The sequence below is a fragment of the Bacillus sp. FSL W8-0102 genome, from assembly GCF_038007225.1.
Taxonomy (GTDB): domain Bacteria; phylum Bacillota; class Bacilli; order Bacillales; family DSM-4216; genus Bacillus_O; species Bacillus_O smithii.
On record NZ_JBBOWT010000001.1, the window covers coordinates 392,616 to 416,172 of the forward strand.

Below are 23,557 nucleotides of genomic sequence, written 5' to 3' on the forward strand. Positions count from 1 at the left end.
GTAAAACGATCTCTTTATACATTTGAATAGAGGTGAAATATGAACCGCTTTTCCTCTTCTGTCCAATCTTTTACATCCGGCCGCCATTTGCTGCTTTCAGAACTTCCCTTTCCTCAAGATTTGATTCAACACCATTTAAACAACGGATATTTGCAATTGGAAGACGGTATTCGCAAAGAAGGCCGATATTATGTTTGCGCCCGCTGCGGAAATCGAGATCCCCAAATGTTTGCCTCATTTCCTTGCGCCCGTTGCCGGAAGTTTTGCCTTTATTGCCGCTGTTGTATAATGATGGGCCGTGTATCAGAATGCACTCCTTTAGTTTCATGGAAAGGACCGCCACCTCGTTCCGTTACCAGTCACGATTTGCTTCAGTGGGACGGCCGATTATCCAAGGGACAATTAACGGCAGCTAGGGCTGTTCAAAACGCGGTAGAAGAGAAGGGAGACTTATTAGTCTGGGCTGTTTGCGGAGCAGGGAAAACGGAAATTCTTTTTGACGGTATAAATGCCGCGCTTCAGAAAGGAGACCGTGTCTGCATCGCTGCTCCGCGGACAGATGTTGTTCTTGAACTGTCGCCAAGACTGAAAAAAGTTTTTCCCACGGTCCCTGTTACAGCGTTGTACGGAGGAAGCCCGCAGCGAAATGAATACGGCACTCTTGTCATATCCACAACTCATCAATTGTATCGATACAAAGAAGCGTTTGACGTTGTAATCGTAGATGAAGTCGATGCCTTCCCTTATTCCTATGATCCCACGTTGCAATATGCGGTGGGAAAATCGCGTAAGCCTTCCTCGGCCATGATCTATTTAACGGCCACTCCAAATGAAATATGGCAGCGGCAATGCCGGCAAGGAAAAAGAAAATTTGTCTCCATACCCGCCCGTTATCATCGACATCCTCTCCCCGTTCCGAAAATACGCTGGATAGGAAATTGGAAAAAATCCTTTAAAAAAGGTTGTATTCCGAAAGAACTGAAAGATTGGACACAAAAACGTTTGACAAAAAACAAGCAAGCCCTTCTTTTCTTCCCCAGCGTTCGTATGATGAACGATGCTCTCCCCTTATTTAAAAGGCTTCATTCTCGAATTGAAGCTGTCCACGCTGAAGACCCCGCCCGCATCGAAAAGGTGGAAGGCATGCGCCGCAAAGAGATCCCTGTTATGTTGACGACCACTATTTTAGAACGAGGGGTTACGTTTCCGAATCTTGATGTAGCTGTAATAGGAGCAGAAGAGATGATTTTTGATGAAAGCGCACTTGTGCAAATTTCCGGCCGGGTGGGTCGGAGCGCCGATTATCCCGATGGGGAAATCATGTTTTTTCATTACGGGCTTACGAGAGAGATCATCAAAGCTATCCGACATATTGAACGGATGAACCTGGAAGCGAAGAAAAGGGGGTTGATTGATTGAACTGTCTATATTGCGGGAAAGAACAATCTTCTCGATATTCTTGGCTGACGGTGTTCCGATTAAAAGAAGAACCTGCGCTTTGTCTGGATTGCCAAGAACGATTTCAGCGAATCAGTGGGGATTGCTGCTCTATTTGCGGGCGGCCGCTTTCAGAATGGCCTGCTGAATGGCCCCGTTCGCATTGCTGCTTGGATTGCGTTCGCTGGGAGGAAGATGAGAACTGGCGGAGCGTTTTAACAAAAAATGTATCGCTGTTTTATTATAATAAAGGTATGAAAGAGTGGCTGGCTCGTTTTAAATATCGGGGGGATTATCATTTAGCGCGCTGTTTTGCTTCAGAAATACGGAATGAGATCCGGCGGATGGCTCCCGACAAAATCGTTCCCATTCCTTTGAGTGAGGAACGTCTGCAGGAGCGGGGGTTTAACCAAGCAAAAGCACTTGTTGAAGAAGCAGGATTTCATGCGGAAGAGCTATTAGGCCGCTTCCATACGGAAAAACAATCGAAAAAGTCACGGATTGAAAGAATTCATTTGCCGGAAGTATTTTATATGATACACCCGGCATCACTTGCCAACGAGACGGTTTTACTCGTGGACGATATTTATACGACTGGCTCTACTTTACGCCATGCGGCCAAAGTGCTGAAAAAACATGGTGCACAAACTGTGCTCGCCTTGACATTGGCAAGAGGATAGGTCCGAATGGACGATAGAAAAATCATTTTGACGGCAAAAAATCTTCATGAGCGGAAATGAAAGACGATATTAAGAAAAAGGAGATTTAACGGGAGGAAAGAAATAATGGGAGAGATTTCAAACTGCCCCCGCTGCGGGTCGCTGTTTATGAAAACAAGTTTTCGCGACGTTTGTGAAAATTGCTATAAAGAAGAGGAAAATCTTTATGACAAAGTATATAAATTTCTGAGAAAAAGAGAAAATCGGGCCGCCACCATCTCGAGGGTAGTGGAAGCGACGGGAGTGGACGAAGAATTGATTTATAAATGGGTGAGGAAGGGAAGGCTGCAGCCGGCTGTTTTTCCGAACATGGGATATCCGTGCGACAATTGCGGGAAAATTATTACAAAAGGAAAATTATGTTCCGATTGTGCCGATCAATTGCGCCACGATTTAGAGACGTTTGAAAAAGAACAGGAAAGAAAAAAGGAAAGAAATATTACGTACTACTCTTTGAAGGACGATATGAAATAACGGGTATGGAAAACATTCAAGGGTCTGTTTAGAGGGCGGAAAAGAAAAGGATCCTTTGGATAAAAAGATAATGGAAAAAAGGAAAAAGGAACTATGAACGGTTGCTAAACTTTTTCTTAATCAAACCGATATAATGAACATAGGAACAACGGAAAAGAAAAGAGGGATATGGGATGAAGATCCAACCTATCGGCTTATCCGGCGTGAATCTTTATAAAAAGGCTATGAGCAAGTTTGATGAGTCCAAGCAACCGGAACATACCCAGAAGGATAAAGTCGAAATTTCCGCTGCAGCTAAAGAAATGCAGGAAGCCTCCCAGCTGACAGCAGATCGGCAAAAAAAAGTAAATGAGCTTAAGCAAAAGATTGAAAGCGGCGAGTATAAGCCTCATCCGGAAGAGATTGCCAAAGGTATACTTCGTTTTTACCGCAGATAGAAGGATGGGATGAAAATGTCTGCTGCTCAAGTTATCACGATAATGGAAAAATTGTGTGCCCTTCATGAGATCCTGTATGAATTGGAGCAGGAAAAAGAAAAGATTGTAAAAGAGAACGATGTAGACGGGCTAAACAATCTGCTTGCGAAGGAACAGAAATATATTGCCGCCATACAGACAATGGAAAAAGAACGGAAAAAAGAGGTGGCAAACTGGCTGGGACGGGAGAATGCAACCATTTCTGACTGCATAGAGAAAGCCGTGGATGAAGAGAAAGAAAAGCTGGTATATCTTCGAGAAAAGCTTATGGACATCGTGGAATTGTTAAAACAACAAAATAAATTGAACCAGCAATTAATCTATCAATCGCTTCAATTTATCACATTCAGTTTAAACTTGCTTCATCCTCAGCCAAAGGATGCAACGTATTCCCATCCTAATCAAAAAATAAAATATAGGCAAGGGCGCTCTCTTTTCGATTCAAAAGCTTAATGGAAGCAAGGATGAAAGAAACGGAGGAATATTTTATGACTTCCACTTTTCATGGTTTAGAAGTCGCCAAGCGGGGGATGATGGCTCAACAGACAGCTTTATATACAACGAGCCAAAATATCGCCAATGCCAATACCCCGGGCTATTCCCGCCAGCGCGTCAATTTTGTTCAAACAGAGCCTTACCCGGCTGCTTCAATGAACAGACCTCAAATTCCGGGGCAAATGGGGACAGGAGTAGAGGCTGGTTCGATTGAACGCGTTCGCGAACAGTTTTTAGATGTACAATACCGCAGCGAAAATAACAAACTGGGGTATTGGGATTCACGATCGACAGCTTTGAGCCGGTTGGAAGACGTGTTTGCCGAGCCAAGCGATACGGATGGTTTGTCTGCTGTGATGAATGAGTTTTGGCAATCTTTGCAAGATTTGAGCGTCAATCCGGAAAACGAAGGAGCACGTTCTGTCGTCCTTCAACGGGCACAAGGAGTTGTCGATACGTTTCATTATTTATCCAACTCCATAAGCGACATTCAAGGAGACTTAGGCAACCAAATCAGCGTCGGCATTAAAGATGTCAATTCGATCTTGAAGCAAATTGCCGAACTGAACCAACAGATCGGAGAAGTAGAACCAAGCGGCTATTTGCCGAACGACTTGTACGATGAGCGTGACCGTCTTGTCGATCAACTGTCAAGCTATTTGAATGTGAAAGTGGAAAAAATGCCGTCCGGAGGCAATGCTCTGAATATTGCCGAAGGACAGTATAAAATTACGCTTTTGGATGCGAACGGAAACCCTGTTAAAGATTCCGGTGGAAATGATGTAACGCTTGTTAATGGCAATCAATTCAATCAGCTGGGATTTTCGTCCAATCAACCAAATCAATTTACAAGCACGGTGACAGGTCCTATAGACAATTTAGTGGTTTATCAACCGGATGATCCGTCTCGAATGGATAATGATATCGTGTCCGGACAGTCAGTGGCTTCGATTTCTTTTTATCAAAATGGCAATGTAACTTTTTCTCAAGGAAAGTTGCGAGGATTAATTGAATCATACGGTTATAAAGTCGGTGTAGATACGAATGGAGATCCGATAACAGCGGGCATTTATCCGGACATGGAAGCTAAATTGGATAAGCTTGCTTATACGTTTGGAACTTTGTTTAATACTGTTCATCATTATGGTTATGATCTAAACCAAAATCAAGGTACCGATGCCTTTTTTACTGGTTTACAAAGTATTAGTGATGCGGCTAAAAATATTCAATTAAACTCAAATATAGGAACAAAAGATATCGCAGCTTCTTCCAATAAATTATCAGGAGACGGAAAAAATGCGATTAATTTAGGAAATATTTTTTCGATGGATTTATCACAGCCTTATACGCTTGAAGGTGTAAAAGACAGCACCGGCAATCCGGTTACCTTGACTTTTGGAAGCGGTGCGGAACAAGTGAATGTTCCGATTACGACAAGTACAATTAACTCTTTTTACGAAGGAATCATCGGTGGTCTTGGTGTCGCCTCTCAACAGGCGCAGCGGCTATCCAATAACAGCAATTCGCTGGTTCAGTCAGCCGATGAAAGAAGACAATCTGTCAGCTCCGTGTCATTGGATGAAGAAATGACGAATCTCATAAAATTTCAGCATGCCTATAATGCTGCTGCCCGCAATATTACGGTTATGGATGAAATGCTTGATAAAGTCATCAACGGAATGGGCGTTGTAGGACGGTAGGGAAGGTGAAAAAATATGCGTGTAACTCAATCTATGCTTTCCAATAATATGCTTCGCAATCTAAGCTCCAGCTATGAGCGGCTGTCGAAATATCAGGATCAAATTTTCACCGGTAAAAAAGTCAATCGTCCGTCCGATGACCCGGTGGTGGTCATGAAAGGGATTTCTTATCGCACGGACCTTTCAGAAGTGCAGCAATATAAACGGAATTTTTCCGAAGCGTACAATTGGATAGAAAACTCGGATGCGGCTTTAGACAATGCGGGACAAGCCTTGCAAAGAATCCGCGAACTTGTAGTTGAAGCCAGCAATGATACGTATGATGCTTCTCAAAGACAGGCCATTTCAGCGGAAATTAAACAACTTCGCGACCATTTGGCGGAGGTTGCAAATACGAAATTTGGAGATAAATATTTGTTTAACGGGGCGAATACGACCAAAAAGCCGGTAGATCTGCAGAATGGAAATTATCCGAGTGAGTCCCAGCCGACCGAGCCGGTTGAAATCGAACTTTCGAAAGGGATTTATTTGCCGGTAAACGTACCGGGAGAAAAAGTATTTGGGGAACAGTTGTTTTCGGATTTAAAGGCGCTTACTGATGATTTGGATCAAGGAAAGAACCCTGCTAGTTATTTGGATCAAATCGACCAACATATTGATGCGATCAATAATGCCCGCGCGGACCTCGGGGCTCGGCAAAACCGACTCGAAATGATGGAATCGCGTGTAGATAACCAAGAGGTCATTGCCACAAAAGTTCTTTCAGACAATGAGGATGTGGACTACGAGAAAGCCATTACGGATTTAACGGCTCAGGAAAGCGTTCACCGCGCGGCATTAGCTGTAGGTGCTAGAGTTCTTCAGCCAACTTTAATGGACTTTTTGACGTAAACGGCTGGGTGTTGGGTCTGACTCCTATTCGAGTTAGACCTTTTTTGTAAAAAATTTGATTGACTATCATCCATATGCCTGGATATAGATTTGCAAAACGTTAAATTGCTAATCCGGTTCTTCTTTTTACAAGAGGCAGGAAGAACGGCGAGAGGATCACCCCTTTGAAAAAGCCTAACGGGTTCATCGCGAGGTGAAATGAAGTGGAATTTCCCCAAATTCGAATTCAGTCGCAAAAAGCACAAATTGCAATTGCCACGACTCCTCCTAAACAAACGATTGAACAGCCTCCTGCTCAGCTGAATCTGAAGCAGGCGAAAGCTGAACTTCACATTGAACGGATAAGAGGTGGTTTAACCATTGATCAAACGAAGGCATGGGAATCGATGGATTTGAAGCCCATTTCAAAACGAATTGAGGAAGCTGCCGAAATCGGGTACCAAGATTGGCTTGAAGGGATTGCAAGACGTGCGGAAGATGGACGTGAACTGATGGAAATTGAACATAAAGGCAATCCGCTGGCCGAACAAGCGAAGCGCAACAGTGAGCCCCCTGAGCACCAATTTAACATCGGTTTTATTCCGCCTTATTTCAGTGTAAAACTTCATTATGAACCTGATCGATTAAAAATCGATTGGGATTTGCATAAGGCAGAAAATCATACAAAAGCGCAAAAACCGATCATAGATTATCGACCTGGAAATGTTTCCGTCCAGATGGCCCAGTATCCGGCGCTGAAAATTGATTTTGTCCATTTAAAATACAAAGGAATCCACTATGAACAAGAAATTTAGTATAAAGGAAGAGGGCAATGATTATTGAAACGAAGTATCATGGCAAAATGGAAGTGCAAAAAGCCGATATTTGGCGATTTGACAAAGGAATTCCGGGCTTTTTGGAGGAAAAGGAATTCGTCTTGCTGCCGCTTCCAGACAATGAAGTATATTGGATTCTTCAATCGGTTCAAACGCCTGAGCTAGCGTTTGTAGTTTCCGATCCATTTGTCTTTTTTAGCGATTATCAATTTGCACTTGATGATTTGACGTTGGATCAATTGGATCTCAAAAAGAAAGAAGAAGTCCTGGTGCTGGTCATTTTAACGGTGAAAGAGCCGTTTCAAAACACGACGGCTAATCTTCAAGCTCCTCTTGTTTTGAATAAGACGAACCGAAAGGGAAAACAAGTCATTTTAAATGACGGAAAATACAATGTGCGAACCCCCCTATTTGCGCTCCAGAGAGGTTGAATCAAGATGCTGGTACTGACAAGAAAAAAGGGCGAGACGATCCAAATTGGTGATGATATAGAAATCACGGTCTTGGCCGTCAAAGGAGATCAAGTGAAAATCGGAATCCAAGCGCCGAAACATGTCGATATCCACAGAAAAGAAGTCTATTTGGAAATTCAAGCGGAAAACGCCAAAGCTTCGCAAGGCCTTGCCGATCTATTTTCCATCATTACCCCGCCGAAAAACGAATAAATCAAAATAGTGTATTTTTCTTTTATGCTTTTCTGGTTTTCCAGGAGGAGCAAATGCAGATTTGCGCTGGCAGCGACCTTTGCAAAAACGGAAATACATTTATTGGCTATAAACCCGAGTGTTTTGACGCAGAAACGAATTTGTTTTTCTTCAAAAGACTCTTTAACTTAAAACAAAACCAACCATTTCTCTGAGTAAACCGAAATGAATGGGAGCATCTTCACAGTATTCTGGGTAGATATATGTAATGATTCACATTTAACATTATTTCTGAAAGAAGTCTCCCACTTCAAGCGTGTGAAGGGCGATAGCCCAACGATAAGTGGGGAGATGAATTTCGGTTGGCGATAGCCAACTAATAGGATAGAATATAGCTAGAACGGACACCTTCGGAACGAAGGGAAGCGTAAAGGGTTCTTGTGTGTGGCTTACCGTTCAGCGAACACGCACAAGTCGCTTGAAGCCCCCGCCTCTAAGCGAAGCGTAGGTGGTGGGTAGTTCACAAGTAGACGGTTCATGGGCAAATTTGGATTGCCGTTATCACGTTTTTTGAAGAAAAAGATAGTCTCTCGATCCGTTTTTAACCTTGTTTCTCTTAATAAAAGGAGTAAGATAGCGGATCAGGCTTTCGAGGGTTACTCGACGACCTGATCGCGCAAAATGGATGCCATCCAATTATTAAACGATGGTTGAAACGTTTTGGTTGAAATCTTTCATTCTACTGCTACCATCCGCCTCCGCCATGTCCTCCGTATCCGCCATATCCACCATATCCGCCATGTCCTCCGTACCATCCGCCTCCGTAATGATGGTGCGGATGATAATGATGATAAGGGTAATGATGTCCATATCCGTGAGGGTATCCGTAATGTCCATAGTGACCATGTCCAGGATAATATCCGCCGTGTCCGTATCCATGACCATAAGGATACCCTACTCCGGGATAGCCGCCATAGGGATCTACTCGTTCTTCCTCATAAGGATTTTCGGCCAAGTAACCATTCATTTCATTGTTGATAAAAGACATACCTTTTCCTCCTTAGAATTTTGTTATAATTTTGTAAGCTCAATCAATCATATGCAAATGCGGATAGAAATGCTGGGCGATTATCTTGCAAACAAAAGAAATAGGCATTTTACCTACTTAAAAATAAAGGGAATTTTATTGGATAGACGGCATGTTGCATGGGGGGATTAACAGTGCTTGACCAAATTCGAGGAGGATTGTTTGGAGCGGCAGTTGGCGATGCGCTCGGAGCGACTACCGAATGTATGAATAAAGAAGAAATTCAAGAAAAGTACGGGAAAATCAAAACGATTATCGGAGGCGGCTGGCTGACACTAGATCCGGGGGAGGTAACGGATGATACGGACATGATGATCGCCGTCGCCAACGGGATCGTCCAAAATCCGGAAAACCCGATTTCGGCTATTGGAGAGGAGTTTTTAAAATGGCATCGTCGGAATCCACGGGGAGTTGGCCGAACGATAAGCCTTGTTCTTTCTCAGTATCAGGGGGATTGGTTTCAAACGGCGTTTCGTGTTCATTGTGCGCAGCAAGGAAAAAGCAGCGGCAACGGATCTTTAATGAGATGCCTCCCGGTGGCGCTTGCTTATTCCGATCAAGAGATGATGGAGAAGATTACCTTTCTGCAGTCAAAGATGACCCATTACGCCGATGAAGCGGCAGAAGCTTGCTTGATCTATAACAGAATAGCGTTTCGTTTGTTAAAGGGAGAAAATCTTAAAACGTCCCTGAAAGAAGAAATAATGAATACATCCTATTCTTCTGTTTGCTTTCGTAAAGAGCCGGATTGTCCTCCCGACGGCTATGTTGTCCATACGTTGATGTGGGTCATTTATTGGCTTTGGAATTGCCATACGTTTGAAGAAGTAGTGATCGAAGCGGCTAACAGGGGCGGGGACAGCGATACCATTGCTTCCATTGCCGGTGGACTGAAAGGGCTGGAAGCAGGGTTTCATCGTTTACCTCGCAGGTTTACAGAGATATTGCGGGTCAAGCAAGAATTAGAATTATTATCAGAAAAACTGTACGCTGTTAGACAGCAGATATAGGTCTTTTTTAGAGATCTCAATCTGTACTGTTTTATTTTTGAGAGGGCAAAATTCCAGTATGATTGTGATTCTTTTAAAAGATATGGTTCCATAAATAAAAAGAGCCAAGGTCGCACGACTCAAAATGGTCGAAAAGCCGATGGCCTTTTTTATACATCGTCTGTGATTACCAGCCAAAGCCGCCCCCAAACGGGTAACCGAATCCTCCGAATCCGTAGGGGTACCCATAACCAAAGCCTGGACCGTATAAGAAAGGAGAAAGTAAAGCTGCTGAAGTCAAACCTCCTAAAAATCCACCGAAAAATGGTCTTCCGAACCCAAACCCAAACGGTCTACCAAATCCAAACCCAAAAGGTCTTCCAAACCCGAATGGCCTCCCAAATCCGAAAGGTCTTCCGAACCCAAACCCAAATGGTCTTCCAATTATTCTTTCGTCACTTGTCACATCAGGGTGCATTTTCATTCCTCCTCATTTTACTTAGCTTAACAGCTCACTTTAAAATATGCGTTTGTTCTAATATTGTTTTAGGCAAACAACTTATTTTAGGTAAGAGTTTAATGAACAGAACATCATTTTCTCATTTTGGGAGTCTTAAATTAAAAAATATCAGACATGGTGATTCGTCCAAAATTATTTACCTTAAGCATGAATTATAAGAGAGAAAGATAAAAAAAAGCCAGCCGCTGACGATAAAAAGAATAGGATGTGGAGTTATCAGAGGGGAGTGGTTCGGAAAATGGTTGAGAAAGTAGCCAATTCGGAATTGATTTATCAGGCAGTGACGTTGCAGCAAGACGTACTGAAACGGACAGCTGAAGATCAAACAACGATGACTCAACAGCCAGCTTTCCCTCAACTAAGTCACTCAAAAGAGCAAGTTCATGAGATTGTCGAGAGCATGAATCATTTTTTAAAATCATCCAACACGCATTTGAAATTTGTGTTTCATGATCAATTGAAAGAATATTATGTGAAGATTGTGAACGATGAAACGAACGAAGTGGTGAAAGAAATCCCGCCAAAGAAATTGTTGGATATTTATGCAGCAATGGCCAATTATTTAGGTATATTAGTAGATAAGAAAATTTAGGGGAGTGAAAAATATGGTAACGAGAATCACAGGACTCGCCAGCGGCATGGACATTGATTCCATGGTGAAACAGTTGATGACAGCGGCAAAAGTGCCGTTAGATAAGTTAAAGCAGCAAAAACAAATTCTCGAATGGCAGAGAGATGATTACCGTGATATGAATTCTGCCCTTCTTGATTTCAGAAGTCTCCTCACACAAATGAAGCTGACGACGAATTATCGTGCCCGTCAAGTAGCATCATCGGACGATTCAAAAGTGACAGCGACCGCCTCCAGTGCTGCAGGACTCACTTCTTACAGCATTTCCAACGTGACACAATTGGCCAGTGCGGAAACGATTGCGGCGAAAAATAGTATTACAAATGATGCAGCTAATTTTGATCCGACTAAAAGTCTGCAAGATCAGCGGTTAAATCTAACTTGGAAAACGGGCGGAGTGGCGACAAAATCGATTACTGTAACAGCAGATGGGACCAATTTTGAACTAGGAGAAAGTAATTTTGATTTAAACAAAAGAGAGGATTGGAACGTTGTTGTCAATGGGCAGACATTTACCGTTGTAACAAACTCTAGTCATACTCTGAATTCGAATGAAGTTTATATCGATTCCAATGGGAATATGATTTTTGGAACAACAATAGCAAAAGACAGCACCATTAAAATTGATTATATTACAACGGACAGTACGCAACAATATAGCGTTTTTTCTATTGATTCTTGGACATCCAAAGGGGAAGTAAAGAAAAACTTCCTCGTTCAAGGGAGCGATTCACTGAATACTGTCATCAGTAAAGTGAATTCTTCCGGCGTCGGTGTCAACATGTTCTATGATTCTTTTTCGAGGAAAATGTCCGTTGTTCGAACTGAAACGGGAGATTTTAACAGCGCCGGATTGGATCTTCAAATCACCGGAGATTTTGCCAAAGCGATTAGTTTAGAAACAAATAAAAAAGACAGTGACGGTAATAGTTATGTAAACGTTCAAGAAGGAAAAAACGCGAAGTTCACTTTAAACGGCTTAGAAACAGAGCGCACGTCCAATACATTTACTGTCAATGGAGTCAACTTTACTCTTAAACAAACATTTGATAGTCCGGTCACCGTGTCCGTAACTAATGACAGTGATACCGTGTATCAGAATATAAAAAACTTTATAGATAAATATAATGACTTGATCGACAAGATTAGCAAGAAAACGTCGGAAGAACGTTATCGCGATTACCCGCCTTTGACGGATGACCAGCGCGAGCAATTAACGGACAAGCAGCAGGAACAATGGGAAGAAAAGGCAAAAAGCGGTCTTTTGCGCAATGATCCGATTTTAACGGGCCTTTTAAGCAAGATGCGCACCAATTTTTACAGTACGGTCCAAAATGATTCCGTTTCCGCAAACTATAACCAAATCGCCAAAATCGGCATTACCACTTCGAGCAACTTTTTAGACGGCGGAAAATTAATCATCGACGACGCGAAGTTAAAACAAGCGATCCAAGATGATCCGACATCGGTTGAAAATCTTTTCCGCGGGGATGGAGGCATTATTCAGCAGCTGTATGATACGGTCAATAATGCAATGAGTCAATTAAAGGATAAAGCCGGAAATTCGTATTCGACGAATCAGCAGTTTTCGATTGGCCGTCAATTGGATGATATTGATAAACGTGTAACAGATATGCAAAACAGCTTGGATGACTTAGAAAATCGCTATTATAATCAATTCACTGCAATGGAACAAGCGATTCAACAAGCTAATCAGCAATCTTTATATTTAACACAAATGCTTTCCGGCGGTAATTAATTAAGAAAAATGGCGAAAATATTTCCACGTTGATAAACAGGTTTTCCGGTCCCTTAACGGTCATTTCAGAACGGACTATGGATGGAAACTAACAGCTTACTAAAGGAGAGATACGGACATGGCAATCAATAATCCATACCAAGCATACGAAAAAAACGCTGTTTCTACTGCATCGCCTGGCGAGTTGACGTTAATGCTTTATAATGGCTGTCTGAAATTTTTGCTTCAGGCAAAGAAAGCTATCGAAGACAAAAATTTTGAGAAGAAAAATACTTATATTCAAAAAGCGCAAAATATCATTCGTGAATTGATGGTCACTTTAAATATGGATGTAGAGCTGTCCAAAAATTTAATGGCTGTATATGACTATATGAATCGCCGTCTCATTCAAGCAAATGTGAAAAATGATCTCGAGATTTTAGATGAGGTGATGGAATTCATTACGGAACTGCGTGATACGTGGAAGCAGGCGATTCAAGAACAACGGAAACAGCAGTATGGGACAGGCGGTCGAGTGTAATGGGAGACATGCGGACCTGTTTTCACATTACGCAGCAATTGTTTCACCACGTTCAAGCAAAGCCGGCAGTGGCAGATCGAGATGAATGGATTAAGAGATTGCTTGATTTGCTCGATGAGCGGGAGCAGGTCTTAAAAAGCCTTAAGCCGCCATTTACTGTAGAGGAAGAGAACCTTGGCCAAACCATCATGAAATGGAATGATGTGATTCAACAAGCATTAAAGGGAGTTCAAGCAGAGATCAAACAAAGCATTCGTGGGGTTCACAACAAGAAGCAAAACATGAGAAAGTACTTGAATCCGTATGCATCTTTGCCGATGGATGGCGTGTTTTATGATAGAAGAAAATAGGTGGAAAGATTGCCAAAAGTGAATTTGACAGAAAATCAATTTCAGTTGCTGCGAGACTATCTTCAGCTTTTGGAAACGATTGATGAGGGGTTGGTTTGGATTGTTTCCCATTTTCTTCAAGGACAAAACTCCAACTCCGTTCAAAAAATACTGAAAGACGTGATTCATGCTTTTCATGAAATTCATTTTGCCAATTTAACCGTTTCTGAGTTTTTAACGGATTTCCGAAAGAAGTCTCCCATCCTCAAGGAATGTGCAGGGCGTAGCCCAATGAGTAGGTGGGAGATGAATTTCGGTTGGCTTTAGCCAAAGGTTTTGATATAATCAGTCTTATATATAAAAAAGGATTGATATATCAATGAAATTGGATAGTAATAATCATTCAGTGTTCCTATTACATTATCATCTTGTATTAGTTGTAAAGTATCGCAGAGAAGTGTTCACCGATAAAATATCTGATTTTGCAAAAGATATGTTCATTGAGATCGGAAAAAAATACAACATTACTTTGACAGAGTGGAATCATGATAAGGATCATATCCACATCCTATTCAAAGCACATCCTAATTCTGAATTATCGAAGTTCATCAATACTTATAAGAGTGCAAGTTCTCGACTGATAAAGAAAAACTTTCCTCATATCCGAAAAAGACTATGGAAAGAGATGTTTTGGTCAAGAAGCTTTTGCCTGCTTACAACAGGCGGTGCACCAATAGAAGTCATAAAAAAATACATTGAAAATCAAGGTCAGAAGTGAGGTGATTTGATATGGCCAAACAAAACAAAGCCTTCAAATTTCGTTTGTATCCGAATAAAGAACAGAAAATCCAATTAGCCAAAACATTTGGTTGTGTTCGCTTTGTCTACAATAAGATGCTGGAAGAACGTAAGGAAACGTATGAGAAATTCAAAAACGATAAAGAAACGCTTAAACAACAAGCATTCCCGACACCAGCGAAATACAAAGATGAATTTCCATTCCTAAAAGAAGTGGATTCTTTAGCTTTAGCAAACGCACAGATCAATTTGCAAAATGCTTATAAGAACTTTTTTGAAGGTCGTGCGGAGTTTCCTAAATTCAAAAGCAAGAAAAATAAACAATCTTACACAACCAATATGGTCAACGGCAATATTAAGCTAGAAAATGGTCATATCAAACTACCAAAAATCAAAAAGCCAATGAAAATGAACCGACATAGAGAAATACCTGCTGATTATAAAATCAAATCTTGTACTATTTCTAAAACAAAGACAGGTAAATATTATATTTCGATTTTGACAGAATACGAGAAAGATATTCAGTCAGTAAAGATTCAAAAAGTAGTTGGCTTAGATTTTGCTATGGACGGTCTATATGTCGAGAGTGAACAGGGTGAGAAAGCCAATTACCCACGGTACTATCGACAAGCATTAGACAAACTGGCAAAAGCACAACGAATTCTTTCTCGCAGAAAAAAAGGTTCTGCACGTTGGGAAAAACAACGTTTGAAAGTAGCAAAGTTACAAGAGAAAATTGCCAATCAACGCAAGAATTTTCTTCACCATAAATCAAAAGAATTAGCATCAACCTATGACGCAGTTATCATTGAGGACTTAGACATGAAAGGAATGTCTCAAGCCCTCAATTTTGGAAAAAGTGTTCATGATAATGGCTGGGGTATGTTCACTACTTTCTTAGAATACAAGCTAAAAGAACAAGGGAAACAACTTGTAAAAATCGATAAGTGGTTCCCTTCTACTAAGAAATGTTCTTGTTGTGGCAAGGAAAAAGAAATGCCATTATCTAAACGTGTATATGAATGTTCTTGCGGTTTTGTATTAGATCGTGATCACAATTCAGCAATCAATATCAAAAATGAAGGATTACGCATATTAGCATAAAGAATAATAACTTTCGGAACGAGAGGGTAAGCTCGGTCAATTTCTTATCGTTAGATAGGATTACCCGAGAAGCCCCCACTTCAAGCGACCCGCAAGGGTGGTAAGTGGAGGGTAGTTCACAAAATGAGAACGTTTTGTCCGAACAAGAACGGATTTTGGAATATGTATTGTACCCTGCTTTTGTCCGTTGGCTTCGTGAAATTCAAAACACGTTCAAACCGTATATAGTCCATTAAAAGAAGCTTGCCTGCTGGTAGGCTTCTTCTTTCATGATCGAAAGTGAAGTTCTACTCCTTGTCGAAAAGAAAGAGAACTGCATAATCTGTAGAAGGAATTAGAACAATAAATGTGAATTATTCGACAAAAAATAGACACAGTTTTTTTCGAAGATTAGGCAGGAATGAAAGGGGAGAAAACGAAATATATACATATAGCTTTTAGCTTCTTGCATAAAAGGAGGAGTTTGCATGATGAACTACAACATTCGAGGCGAAAATATTGAAGTAACGCCGGCAATCCGTGAATATGCCGAAAAAAAAATCGGAAGATTAGAACGCTATTTTAATGAAACTCCTGATGCAAACGTCCATGTAAATTTGAAAGTTTATCCAGATAAAATGGCGAAGGTGGAGGTTACCATTCCTCTTCCAAATCTTGTGCTCAGGGCAGAAGAACGCAATCAAGATATGTATGCAGCAATCGATTTAATTGTCGACAAGCTTGAACGTCAGATTCGTAAACATAAGACGAAAGTTAATCGAAAACTGAGAGAACAAGGCAGTACAAAAGAGCTTTTCACTGTCAATGAAAGCGGACAGTCAAATGCTGAAGAAGAAAACGACATTACTATTGTCCGGACAAAACAATTTAGCTTAAAGCCGATGGACAGTGAGGAAGCGATTTTACAAATGAATCTGCTTGGTCATAACTTCTTTATTTATACAGATGCTGAAACAAATGCAACCAATATTGTATACCGTCGAAAAGACGGCAAATACGGTTTAATTGAAACGAATTAACAATTGATCATAAGAGGCTGATGATAGGGCCGGGCTGCTCCGATTTGTTAAAGTTAAAGTACATCGTCGATGGACATTGTGCTTTCGGAGGAAGTCCGGCTCTTTGTTTTTGGAAAAAACATCGGCAATGTTCTCATCATTCACACAAAGAAGGTTTATTTCCACCATATCGGACGCCGTTTACAAAAGTTGTCTCTGTATAGCGACAGTGGTATTATAAAATAGTGAAAAAGTGCAATGATCTGTGTTTATAAGTGGTCTATTACATGCTAAACAATTTTGTTCAATTTCTTCTTTTCCAAGTGTTGACCACATATTTTAGTCAGAAGAGAGTTTTGAAAGCTAATAAAGGAGAGTACAATGAATGGGATTACTAAATAAACTGTTTGATGCCAACAAGCGAGAGGTCAAACGTCTGAAAAAGATGGCTGACCAAATTGACGCACTTAGTTCTGAAATGGAAAAGCTCTCTGACGATCAACTTCGTGCCAAAACAGAAGAATTTAAACAGCGTCATCAAAACGGAGAATCGTTAGATGACTTATTAATAGAGGCTTTTGCCGTTGTACGGGAAGGAGCGCGCCGAGTTCTCGGCTTATATCCTTACAAAGTGCAGCTCATGGGTGGCATTGCCCTTCACGAAGGCAATATAGCGGAAATGAAAACAGGGGAAGGAAAAACGTTGACCGCCACTATGCCGGTTTATTTAAATGCTCTCGCCGGAAAAGGCGTTCACGTTGTGACGGTAAACGAATATTTGGCTTCCCGCGACGCCAAGGAAATGGGCAAGCTTTATGAATTTCTTGGACTGACCGTAGGGCTTAACTTAAACAGCATGTCAAAAGAGGAAAAAAAAGAAGCCTACCAAGCAGATATCACGTACGGAACGAACAACGAATTTGGATTTGATTATTTGCGAGATAACATGGTTTTGTATAAAGAAGATAAAGTTCAGCGCCCTCTTTACTACGCTGTCATCGACGAAGTAGACTCGATTTTGATCGATGAAGCCCGCACTCCGTTAATCATTTCTGGACAAGCGGAAAAATCCACTCAGCTTTATATCCAAGCTAATGCGTTTGTCAAAACTTTAAAACGCGATGAAGATTATACGTACGATGAAAAAACAAAAGCCGTGCTACTGACAGAAGAAGGCATCAACAAAGCGGAAAAATACTTTGGAATCGATAACTTGTTTGATTTAAAACACGTCACGCTAAACCACCATATCAGCCAAGCTTTGAAAGCTCATGTAAGCATGCATCGTGACGTCGATTACGTTGTTCAAGACGGCGAAATCGTCATTGTCGACCAATTTACAGGGCGTTTGATGAAAGGACGCCGCTACAGCGATGGGCTCCATCAAGCCATCGAGGCAAAAGAAGGATTAAAAATTCAAAACGAAAGCATGACGTTGGCTACGATCACATTCCAAAACTATTTCCGGATGTACGCGAAATTGGCAGGGATGACAGGAACAGCAAAAACGGAGGAAGAAGAATTCCGAAATATATACAATATGAGAGTCATTGTCATTCCTACGAATAAGCCTGTCATCCGTGAAGATCGCCCTGATTTGATTTACGCAACGATGGAAGGAAAATTTCGCGCAGTAGTGGAAGATATTTATCAGCGCCATATGACAGGGCAGCCTGTGCTTGTAGGGACAGTGGCCATTGAAACATCTGAATTGTTGTCGAAGATGCTGACAAAGAAAGGTGTCCGCCACAACGTATTGAACGCCAAAAACCATCAGCGTGAAGCGGAAATCATTGCCCATGCAGGTGAAAAAGGGGCTGTCACCATCGCAACGAACATGGCCGGACGCGGAACCGATATTAAGCTGGGCGAAGGGGTAAGCGAATTAGGCGGACTTGCCGTGATCGGGACAGAACGGCATGAGTCTCGCCGGATCGACAATCAGCTCCGCGGACGTTCAGGTCGTCAAGGCGATCCGGGGGTTACCCAGTTTTATTTATCGATGGAAGATGAGTTAATGAGGCGTTTCGGCTCAGATAATCTGAAAAATATGATGTCGCGTCTTGGTATGGACGATTCCCAGCCGATTCAAAGCAAAATGGTCACGAGAGCGGTCGAATCTGCGCAAAAACGTGTGGAAGGCAATAACTTCGATGCCAGAAAGCGGTTGTTGGAGTACGATGATGTCCTGCGTCAACAACGGGAAATCATTTATAAACAGCGCGATGAAGTATTGGAATCGGACAATTTACGTTCTATTATTGAGAATATGATTCGCTCCGTTCTTGAAAGAGTCGTTCAATCCCATGCTTCTACTGCAGAAGACGAGGAACAATGGAATTTGCAAGGAATCGTCGATTATGTCAATGCCAATCTTCTTCCGGAAGGAGACGTCACAGTAGAAGACTTGCTCGGAAAAGAGCCAGACGAGATGGTGGATCTGATTTTTTCGAAAGTGCAAAAACGCTATGATGAAAAAGAAGAAAGCCTGTCGAAAGAACAGATGCGCGAATTTGAAAAAGTCATTCTTCTGCGCGCAGTCGACTCCAAATGGATGGACCATATTGATGCTATGGAACAGCTCAGGGAAGGCATCCATTTGCGTGCTTACGGGCAAATTGATCCGCTTCGCGAGTATCAAAATGAAGGTTATCAGATGTTTGAGCTTATGATTGAAGCGATTGAGGAAGAAACGGCAAAATATATTATGAAAGCGGAAATCCACAGCAATTTGGAACGCCAAGAAGTGGCGAAAGGACAAGCGGTCAATCCGAAAGAAGACGGTGAAAAAGTAAAGCGGCAGCCATTCCGCAAAAAAGTCAATATCGGCCGCAACGACCCGTGTCCATGCGGAAGCGGCAAAAAATATAAAAACTGCCATGGTAAGACGGCAGGATAAAGGTTTGGCCGGCAGTGATTCTTTTGCCCCCTTTTCTTTTCTGATGAGATAAGAGAAGGGGTTCTCTCTTGCCCGGTAAATCAAGGCGAAGGTAAAATACAAAATAGCTACGAGATTAAACGATGAGGTGAGAAGGAATGGAACTTTTTGAAATTCGAAATGAATTGGATAAAACAGCTAAGAGATTAGCGGATTTTAGGGGGTCTCTTTGACTTAGAAAATAAAGAAGCGCGCATTGCGGAATTGGATGACATTATGATGCAGCCTGATTTTTGGAACGACCAGCAAAAAGCCCAGGCCATCATCAATGAAGCCAATGGATTAAAAGATCTTGTGAACGAGTATAAAGATCTTTTAGAGACGCAAGAAAATCTGGATTTAACCTATGAGCTTGTAAAAGAAGAAAACGATACGGAATTGAAAGCAGAATTAGAATCAGAGCTGGAAGACTTCACAAAACGGCTGAATCGTTATGAATTGGAGCTGTTGTTAAGCGAACCGTACGATAAAAATAATGCGATACTGGAACTGCATCCCGGTGCTGGAGGAACAGAGTCGCAAGACTGGGGTTCCATGCTTCTTCGCATGTATACAAGATGGGCGGAAAAGAAGGGATATAAAGTCGAGACTCTCGATTATCTGCCTGGAGATGAAGCGGGCATTAAAAGTGTCACCTTGTTAATTAAGGGGCATAATGCTTACGGCTACTTAAAGGCTGAAAAAGGAGTCCACCGCCTTGTACGCATTTCTCCATTTGATTCATCCGGACGGCGCCACACTTCTTTTGTTTCTTGCGATGTGATGCCGGAATTTAATGAGGAAGTTGAAATTGAAATTCGCAATGAAGATTTGAAAATCGACACTTATCGCTCAAGCGGTGCAGGCGGACAGCACGTCAACACAACCGATTCCGCGGTCAGAATTACCCACTTGCCGACTGGTATTGTTGTGACGTGCCAATCAGAACGTTCGCAAATTCAAAACCGCGAACGGGCGATGAACATGTTGAAAGCGAAATTATACCAAAAAAAATTGGAAGAGCAGGAAAAAGAATTGGCAGAAATCCGCGGCGAACAAAAGGAAATTGGCTGGGGAAGCCAAATACGTTCCTACGTATTTCATCCGTACTCCATGGTGAAAGACCATCGTACCAATACAGAAACCGGAAATGTACAAGCGGTAATGGACGGAGAAATTGATATGTTTATCGATGCCTATCTCCGTTCACGGCTGAAATAATGTTTTTCGTCAGGGATCCTTTATACTCAGACTTCAGCGGATGTCTGAGCTGACGGAGTAGATGAAAGGAAACAGAACACAGTTGGGGCTGACTCTAAACGAACGAATCGCGTTGGTTTAGAGTCAGCTTTTTTTGACTTTAAAAGAGAATGGTTTCTTAGTAAAATGGAAATATCCATACAAAATCTGCTAAACAAGCGCTCTCATTTTGATGGAAGTCGTCCCCTCCGCTAGAATTTGGAAATCTTCATTGATGAACAGCCCCGCTCACGAGCTAAACACGGAACGATTGAGTCGTTCGATGAACGTTTTTCCGTTATTTTAAAAGAAGGCCGCTGCAGTTCTTTCTTCGAATTTTTTGGAGTTTCTTAAATGGGATTGTATTTTGAAAGTGTTTATATGATTTTTATTGAAAGAATGGCAGGTTCCTAATTTTCCCGTATTATTATTCAGAAAATTCCAAAGTATAAAAATCCAAAAGCAAGAAAGTGAAATTTTAAAACCATTGAACGATCATTTTAATTATTATTTGAACAGGGAGGGTAATAATTGGCTGAAGTCTTAATTGTCGATAACGACAAACATTCGAGAAAAGAAATTAGAAAGTACATCGAGAAAAGTAAATTTCGTTTTCTGACCATTTTCGAGGCCAATACAGCTCAAAGAGGGTTAGTTCTTTTAAAACAAAGCCGTCCGAGCACGTTAATTTTAGATATTTCGCTGCCCGATATGGATGGATTAAAATTTGGAAGATCGGCATTACAATTATATTCAGATTTGCCCGTTATTATCGTGTCGCATTTAAAAATGTTTGAACTTGTACAAGAGGCTATTAATTCCGGATTTTCAGCCTATTTATTGAAACCGCTTTCCAAAAATGATTTGTATCAAGCGTTAGAACGGGTTTTGCCTCTGGGACTTAACCAAGAGCTTCATCAAACGATCAAAGGGAACAGTCATTTTTCTTCAGACTTAAAAAACCCGATTGAAAGCGCGATTCAATTTATTCAGATGAATTATGGCTATTCTCTTACACTAAAACAAGTAGCAGATCAAGTATATTTGAGCCCATCCTATTTCAGCCGATTGTTTAAAGAAGAAGTTGGCATGACATTTGTAGAGTATTTGTCATTTGTTAGAGTGCAGAAAGCCAAAAGTTTGCTCAGAATTTCCTGTTTACCGATTGAGGTGATAGCGAATAATACAGGGTTTTCGAATCCCAGCTATTTTGCTACCACTTTCAAAAAATTAGTGGGGAAAACGCCAAGTGAATATCGGGATCAATTTTATTTTCAAGAACAGGGGGTGAATCCATGATTGCGATCCAAAAAGAATTAGAACGCTGCAAAAAGAAAGGGCTCTCGGGTGTCATAGGAACCATTATTTCAACGGAGGGTTCGACTTATCAAAAGGCTGGCACCAAATGTTTCATTTCAGAAGATCGGCATTTAACGGGGATTTTAAGTGGGGGATGTGTTGAATCCGACATTATGGAACACGCCTTCAAAGTTCTTGAGAATGAGAAGCCGACTGTCCTTCATTATAATTTTTACGGAGATGAAGATATTGTCTGGGGGCTTGGCGTTGGATGCAATGGAAAAATCAATATTTTATTAGAGCCCTATCTTCCTGCAAAGCAGCCTGAAAAGGCAGCCTTGATCGAACGATATTTTTCAGATTCCTTAAAGAAACCGTTGCATGCCATTACCGTCGTAGAAGCGAATGATGAATCACTGCAAGGAAAAAGGTGGATAATCGATCCTGTTGACACCAAGAGAGGTTCAACGATTTCTGTTCAAGATATTGCAGATGATTATAAGAAAAGGAAAAAAAATTTAAAAAATGAATTGGTTCACCTAGTCGGCGAACAAGATTTATACGTGTACTATGAATCGGTAAGTCCACCTCCTCATCTAATCGTTTTCGGTGCAGGTCCTGATGCAATACCGCTCGTCAAGATGGCGAAAAATTTGAAATGGATGGTGACCGTACTCGATTATCGCCCATCCTATTGCAGCAAAGATCATTTTCCGGATGCGGATGATCTTTGCTTATATCCTTCCGGAAGCGTACCAAAAGTTTCTCTTCACCAAAACTCCTATGTCGTTATCATGACACATAACTTTTTGCACGATAAGGAAATTTTAGAAGAGATTTTAAATTCGGATGCTGCCTATATCGGACTGTTGGGACCGAGAAAAAGGACGGATCAATTGATTGCGGCCAGCGACATCCTTGTGAATAATGACAAAGTCCATCTCCTTCACAGCCCGATAGGATTGGACATCGGGGCCAAAACACCGGAAGAAATCGCATTGAGCATCTTAGCCGAAATTACGATGGTATATAGAGGTGGCTCGGGACAGAAGCTATCGCAATTAGCGGATATGAGGCAATTTGTGTGAAGGAGGCGTCTGCCGATTTTACAGAAGAAGAGAAAAAACATTTGGGGAATCATTTTAGCTTCAGGTTTTTCAAAACGGATGGGAAAACCTAAGCTGCTTCTTCCATACAAAGGGAAATCCATGATCCGGCATGTTTTGGATGCCAGCACCAATTCCTGCTTAAATGGCGTCATTGTTGTCGTGAATCCCGATATAGCCGGGCTTCAACAGGAAGTATGGAGTTCGTCTGTAAACAAACTAGTGTTGAATGATGAGGCGGGTAAAGGAATGTCTACATCGCTAAAAGCAGGGGTGACAAATCTGCCTTCTACGACGGATGCTGCCGTTGTGCTGCTCGGTGATCAGCCGCTTGTAACAGAGGATGATATTAATGAAGTCATTCGATGTTATGTATCGAATGAAGCCCCTATTGTTCAAGCGCAATATCAGTCCAAAAGAGGGCATCCCGTTCTGTTTGACCATTCGATGTTTCCGTATCTTTTCAATGTAACAGGGGATGAAGGGGCCAGATCCGTCTTAAAGAAGTTTGCCAACCAGATTCGTTTGGCTAGGTTGGATAAACCACATCCTGAGGATGTTGATACACCGGAAGATTATGAGGAACTTCTTCGGAAGGAGGTAAGGTAAA

Annotated in this window: 26 protein-coding genes; 24 read left to right on the forward strand and 2 right to left on the reverse strand. The window is 41.6% G+C overall.

All coding sequences use genetic code 11. The annotated features are described in order from the left end of the window. Positions 1 to 39 precede the first annotated feature (39 nt). From N1I87_RS01910 to csrA, 10 genes are all read left to right on the forward strand, one after another. Positions 40 to 1,419 carry a DEAD/DEAH box helicase gene (locus tag N1I87_RS01910; protein ID WP_341100415.1) on the forward strand — a complete coding sequence of 460 codons (1,380 nt, stop codon included), beginning with the start codon at positions 40 to 42 and terminating at the stop codon, positions 1,417 to 1,419. Beyond that, a complete protein-coding gene (locus N1I87_RS01915) occupies positions 1,416 to 2,117 on the forward strand; it encodes a ComF family protein (protein ID WP_048622555.1) in 702 nt (233 codons plus the stop codon). Before N1I87_RS01910 ends, N1I87_RS01915 begins: the two co-directional genes overlap by 4 nt. Before the next feature lie 105 nt (positions 2,118 to 2,222). Next, the gene (locus N1I87_RS01920; protein WP_327798027.1) at positions 2,223 to 2,630 is read left to right on the forward strand and encodes a TIGR03826 family flagellar region protein; all 408 of its coding nucleotides are present in this window, start codon (positions 2,223 to 2,225) and stop codon (positions 2,628 to 2,630) included. A 173-nt stretch (positions 2,631 to 2,803) separates the two neighbouring features. Next, on the forward strand, positions 2,804 to 3,067 hold the full coding sequence (gene flgM, locus N1I87_RS01925; protein ID WP_048622557.1) for a flagellar biosynthesis anti-sigma factor FlgM: 264 nt from the start codon (positions 2,804 to 2,806) through the stop codon (positions 3,065 to 3,067). 15 nt (positions 3,068 to 3,082) lie between these two features. Then, positions 3,083 to 3,559, forward strand: a complete 477-nt coding sequence (locus N1I87_RS01930; RefSeq protein ID WP_341100416.1) for a flagellar protein FlgN — start codon at positions 3,083 to 3,085, stop codon at positions 3,557 to 3,559. A gap of 35 nt (positions 3,560 to 3,594) precedes the next feature. Further along, positions 3,595 to 5,301, forward strand: coding sequence for a flagellar hook-associated protein FlgK (flgK, locus tag N1I87_RS01935; protein WP_341103256.1), 1,707 nt, complete (start codon positions 3,595 to 3,597; stop codon positions 5,299 to 5,301). A 15-nt stretch (positions 5,302 to 5,316) separates the two neighbouring features. Then, positions 5,317 to 6,192 carry a flagellar hook-associated protein FlgL gene (gene flgL, locus N1I87_RS01940; RefSeq protein WP_341100418.1) on the forward strand — a complete coding sequence of 292 codons (876 nt, stop codon included), beginning with the start codon at positions 5,317 to 5,319 and terminating at the stop codon, positions 6,190 to 6,192. A gap of 203 nt (positions 6,193 to 6,395) precedes the next feature. Further along, complete coding sequence (locus N1I87_RS01945) at positions 6,396 to 6,986, forward strand: DUF6470 family protein (RefSeq protein ID WP_341100419.1); 591 nt, start codon at positions 6,396 to 6,398, stop codon at positions 6,984 to 6,986. Between the two features lie 17 nt (positions 6,987 to 7,003). Beyond that, positions 7,004 to 7,438 (forward strand): flagellar assembly protein FliW, encoded by a 435-nt coding sequence (gene fliW, locus N1I87_RS01950; RefSeq protein WP_327823889.1) that lies wholly within the window; start codon positions 7,004 to 7,006, stop codon positions 7,436 to 7,438. Between the two features lie 6 nt (positions 7,439 to 7,444). Beyond that, on the forward strand, positions 7,445 to 7,672 hold the full coding sequence (gene csrA / locus N1I87_RS01955) for a carbon storage regulator CsrA (RefSeq protein WP_004439695.1): 228 nt from the start codon (positions 7,445 to 7,447) through the stop codon (positions 7,670 to 7,672). Between the two features lie 724 nt (positions 7,673 to 8,396). On the opposite strand, the gene N1I87_RS01960 is transcribed toward csrA, so the two are convergent. Then, positions 8,397 to 8,699, reverse strand: coding sequence for a hypothetical protein (locus tag N1I87_RS01960; RefSeq protein ID WP_341100421.1), 303 nt, complete (start codon positions 8,697 to 8,699; stop codon positions 8,397 to 8,399). Between the two features lie 173 nt (positions 8,700 to 8,872). Between N1I87_RS01960 and N1I87_RS01965 the strand changes: the two genes are divergently transcribed. Next, positions 8,873 to 9,748, forward strand: a complete 876-nt coding sequence (locus N1I87_RS01965; protein ID WP_341100422.1) for an ADP-ribosylglycohydrolase family protein — start codon at positions 8,873 to 8,875, stop codon at positions 9,746 to 9,748. A gap of 166 nt (positions 9,749 to 9,914) precedes the next feature. On the opposite strand, the gene N1I87_RS01970 is transcribed toward N1I87_RS01965, so the two are convergent. Further along, positions 9,915 to 10,205, reverse strand: a complete 291-nt coding sequence (locus N1I87_RS01970; RefSeq protein ID WP_341100423.1) for a hypothetical protein — start codon at positions 10,203 to 10,205, stop codon at positions 9,915 to 9,917. 280 nt (positions 10,206 to 10,485) lie between these two features. Between N1I87_RS01970 and flaG the strand changes: the two genes are divergently transcribed. The 13 genes from flaG (at position 10,486) to N1I87_RS02035 (ending at position 23,556) form a co-directional block, all read left to right on the forward strand. Further along, positions 10,486 to 10,839 (forward strand): flagellar protein FlaG, encoded by a 354-nt coding sequence (gene flaG, locus N1I87_RS01975; RefSeq protein WP_004439705.1) that lies wholly within the window; start codon positions 10,486 to 10,488, stop codon positions 10,837 to 10,839. A gap of 13 nt (positions 10,840 to 10,852) precedes the next feature. Continuing rightward, positions 10,853 to 12,637, forward strand: a complete 1,785-nt coding sequence (gene fliD, locus N1I87_RS01980; protein WP_341100425.1) for a flagellar filament capping protein FliD — start codon at positions 10,853 to 10,855, stop codon at positions 12,635 to 12,637. A gap of 118 nt (positions 12,638 to 12,755) precedes the next feature. After that, on the forward strand, positions 12,756 to 13,157 hold the full coding sequence (gene fliS / locus N1I87_RS01985) for a flagellar export chaperone FliS (RefSeq protein ID WP_004439709.1): 402 nt from the start codon (positions 12,756 to 12,758) through the stop codon (positions 13,155 to 13,157). After that, a complete protein-coding gene (locus N1I87_RS01990) occupies positions 13,157 to 13,507 on the forward strand; it encodes a hypothetical protein (protein ID WP_341100427.1) in 351 nt (116 codons plus the stop codon). Before fliS ends, N1I87_RS01990 begins: the two co-directional genes overlap by 1 nt. 9 nt (positions 13,508 to 13,516) lie before the next feature. Continuing rightward, positions 13,517 to 13,813: a hypothetical protein gene (locus N1I87_RS01995; protein WP_341100429.1), complete on the forward strand. Its 297-nt coding sequence runs from the start codon at positions 13,517 to 13,519 to the stop codon at positions 13,811 to 13,813. Between the two features lie 52 nt (positions 13,814 to 13,865). Then, positions 13,866 to 14,264, forward strand: coding sequence for an IS200/IS605 family transposase (tnpA, locus tag N1I87_RS02000; RefSeq protein ID WP_003352529.1), 399 nt, complete (start codon positions 13,866 to 13,868; stop codon positions 14,262 to 14,264). Positions 14,265 to 14,275: 11 nt separating this feature from the next. Continuing rightward, positions 14,276 to 15,388, forward strand: coding sequence for an RNA-guided endonuclease InsQ/TnpB family protein (locus N1I87_RS02005; RefSeq protein ID WP_003353586.1), 1,113 nt, complete (start codon positions 14,276 to 14,278; stop codon positions 15,386 to 15,388). Between the two features lie 467 nt (positions 15,389 to 15,855). Then, a complete protein-coding gene (hpf, locus tag N1I87_RS02010; protein ID WP_040341426.1) occupies positions 15,856 to 16,407 on the forward strand; it encodes a ribosome hibernation-promoting factor, HPF/YfiA family in 552 nt (183 codons plus the stop codon). A gap of 364 nt (positions 16,408 to 16,771) precedes the next feature. Beyond that, positions 16,772 to 19,285, forward strand: coding sequence for a preprotein translocase subunit SecA (gene secA / locus N1I87_RS02015; protein WP_341100431.1), 2,514 nt, complete (start codon positions 16,772 to 16,774; stop codon positions 19,283 to 19,285). 137 nt (positions 19,286 to 19,422) lie between these two features. Then, positions 19,423 to 20,524 (forward strand): peptide chain release factor 2 gene (prfB, locus tag N1I87_RS02020; RefSeq protein ID WP_327823883.1). Its coding sequence is split into 2 segments (ribosomal slippage): positions 19,423 to 19,494 and positions 19,496 to 20,524, totalling 1,101 coding nucleotides; the frame shifts between segments, so codons are not numbered across the junction. A 549-nt stretch (positions 20,525 to 21,073) separates the two neighbouring features. Then, on the forward strand, positions 21,074 to 21,841 hold the full coding sequence (locus tag N1I87_RS02025) for a helix-turn-helix transcriptional regulator (RefSeq protein WP_341100432.1): 768 nt from the start codon (positions 21,074 to 21,076) through the stop codon (positions 21,839 to 21,841). Continuing rightward, positions 21,838 to 22,929, forward strand: a complete 1,092-nt coding sequence (locus tag N1I87_RS02030) for an XdhC family protein (RefSeq protein ID WP_341100435.1) — start codon at positions 21,838 to 21,840, stop codon at positions 22,927 to 22,929. Before N1I87_RS02025 ends, N1I87_RS02030 begins: the two co-directional genes overlap by 4 nt. A 51-nt stretch (positions 22,930 to 22,980) precedes the next feature. Next, on the forward strand, positions 22,981 to 23,556 hold the full coding sequence (locus N1I87_RS02035; RefSeq protein ID WP_341103259.1) for a nucleotidyltransferase family protein: 576 nt from the start codon (positions 22,981 to 22,983) through the stop codon (positions 23,554 to 23,556). Position 23,557 lies beyond the last annotated feature (1 nt).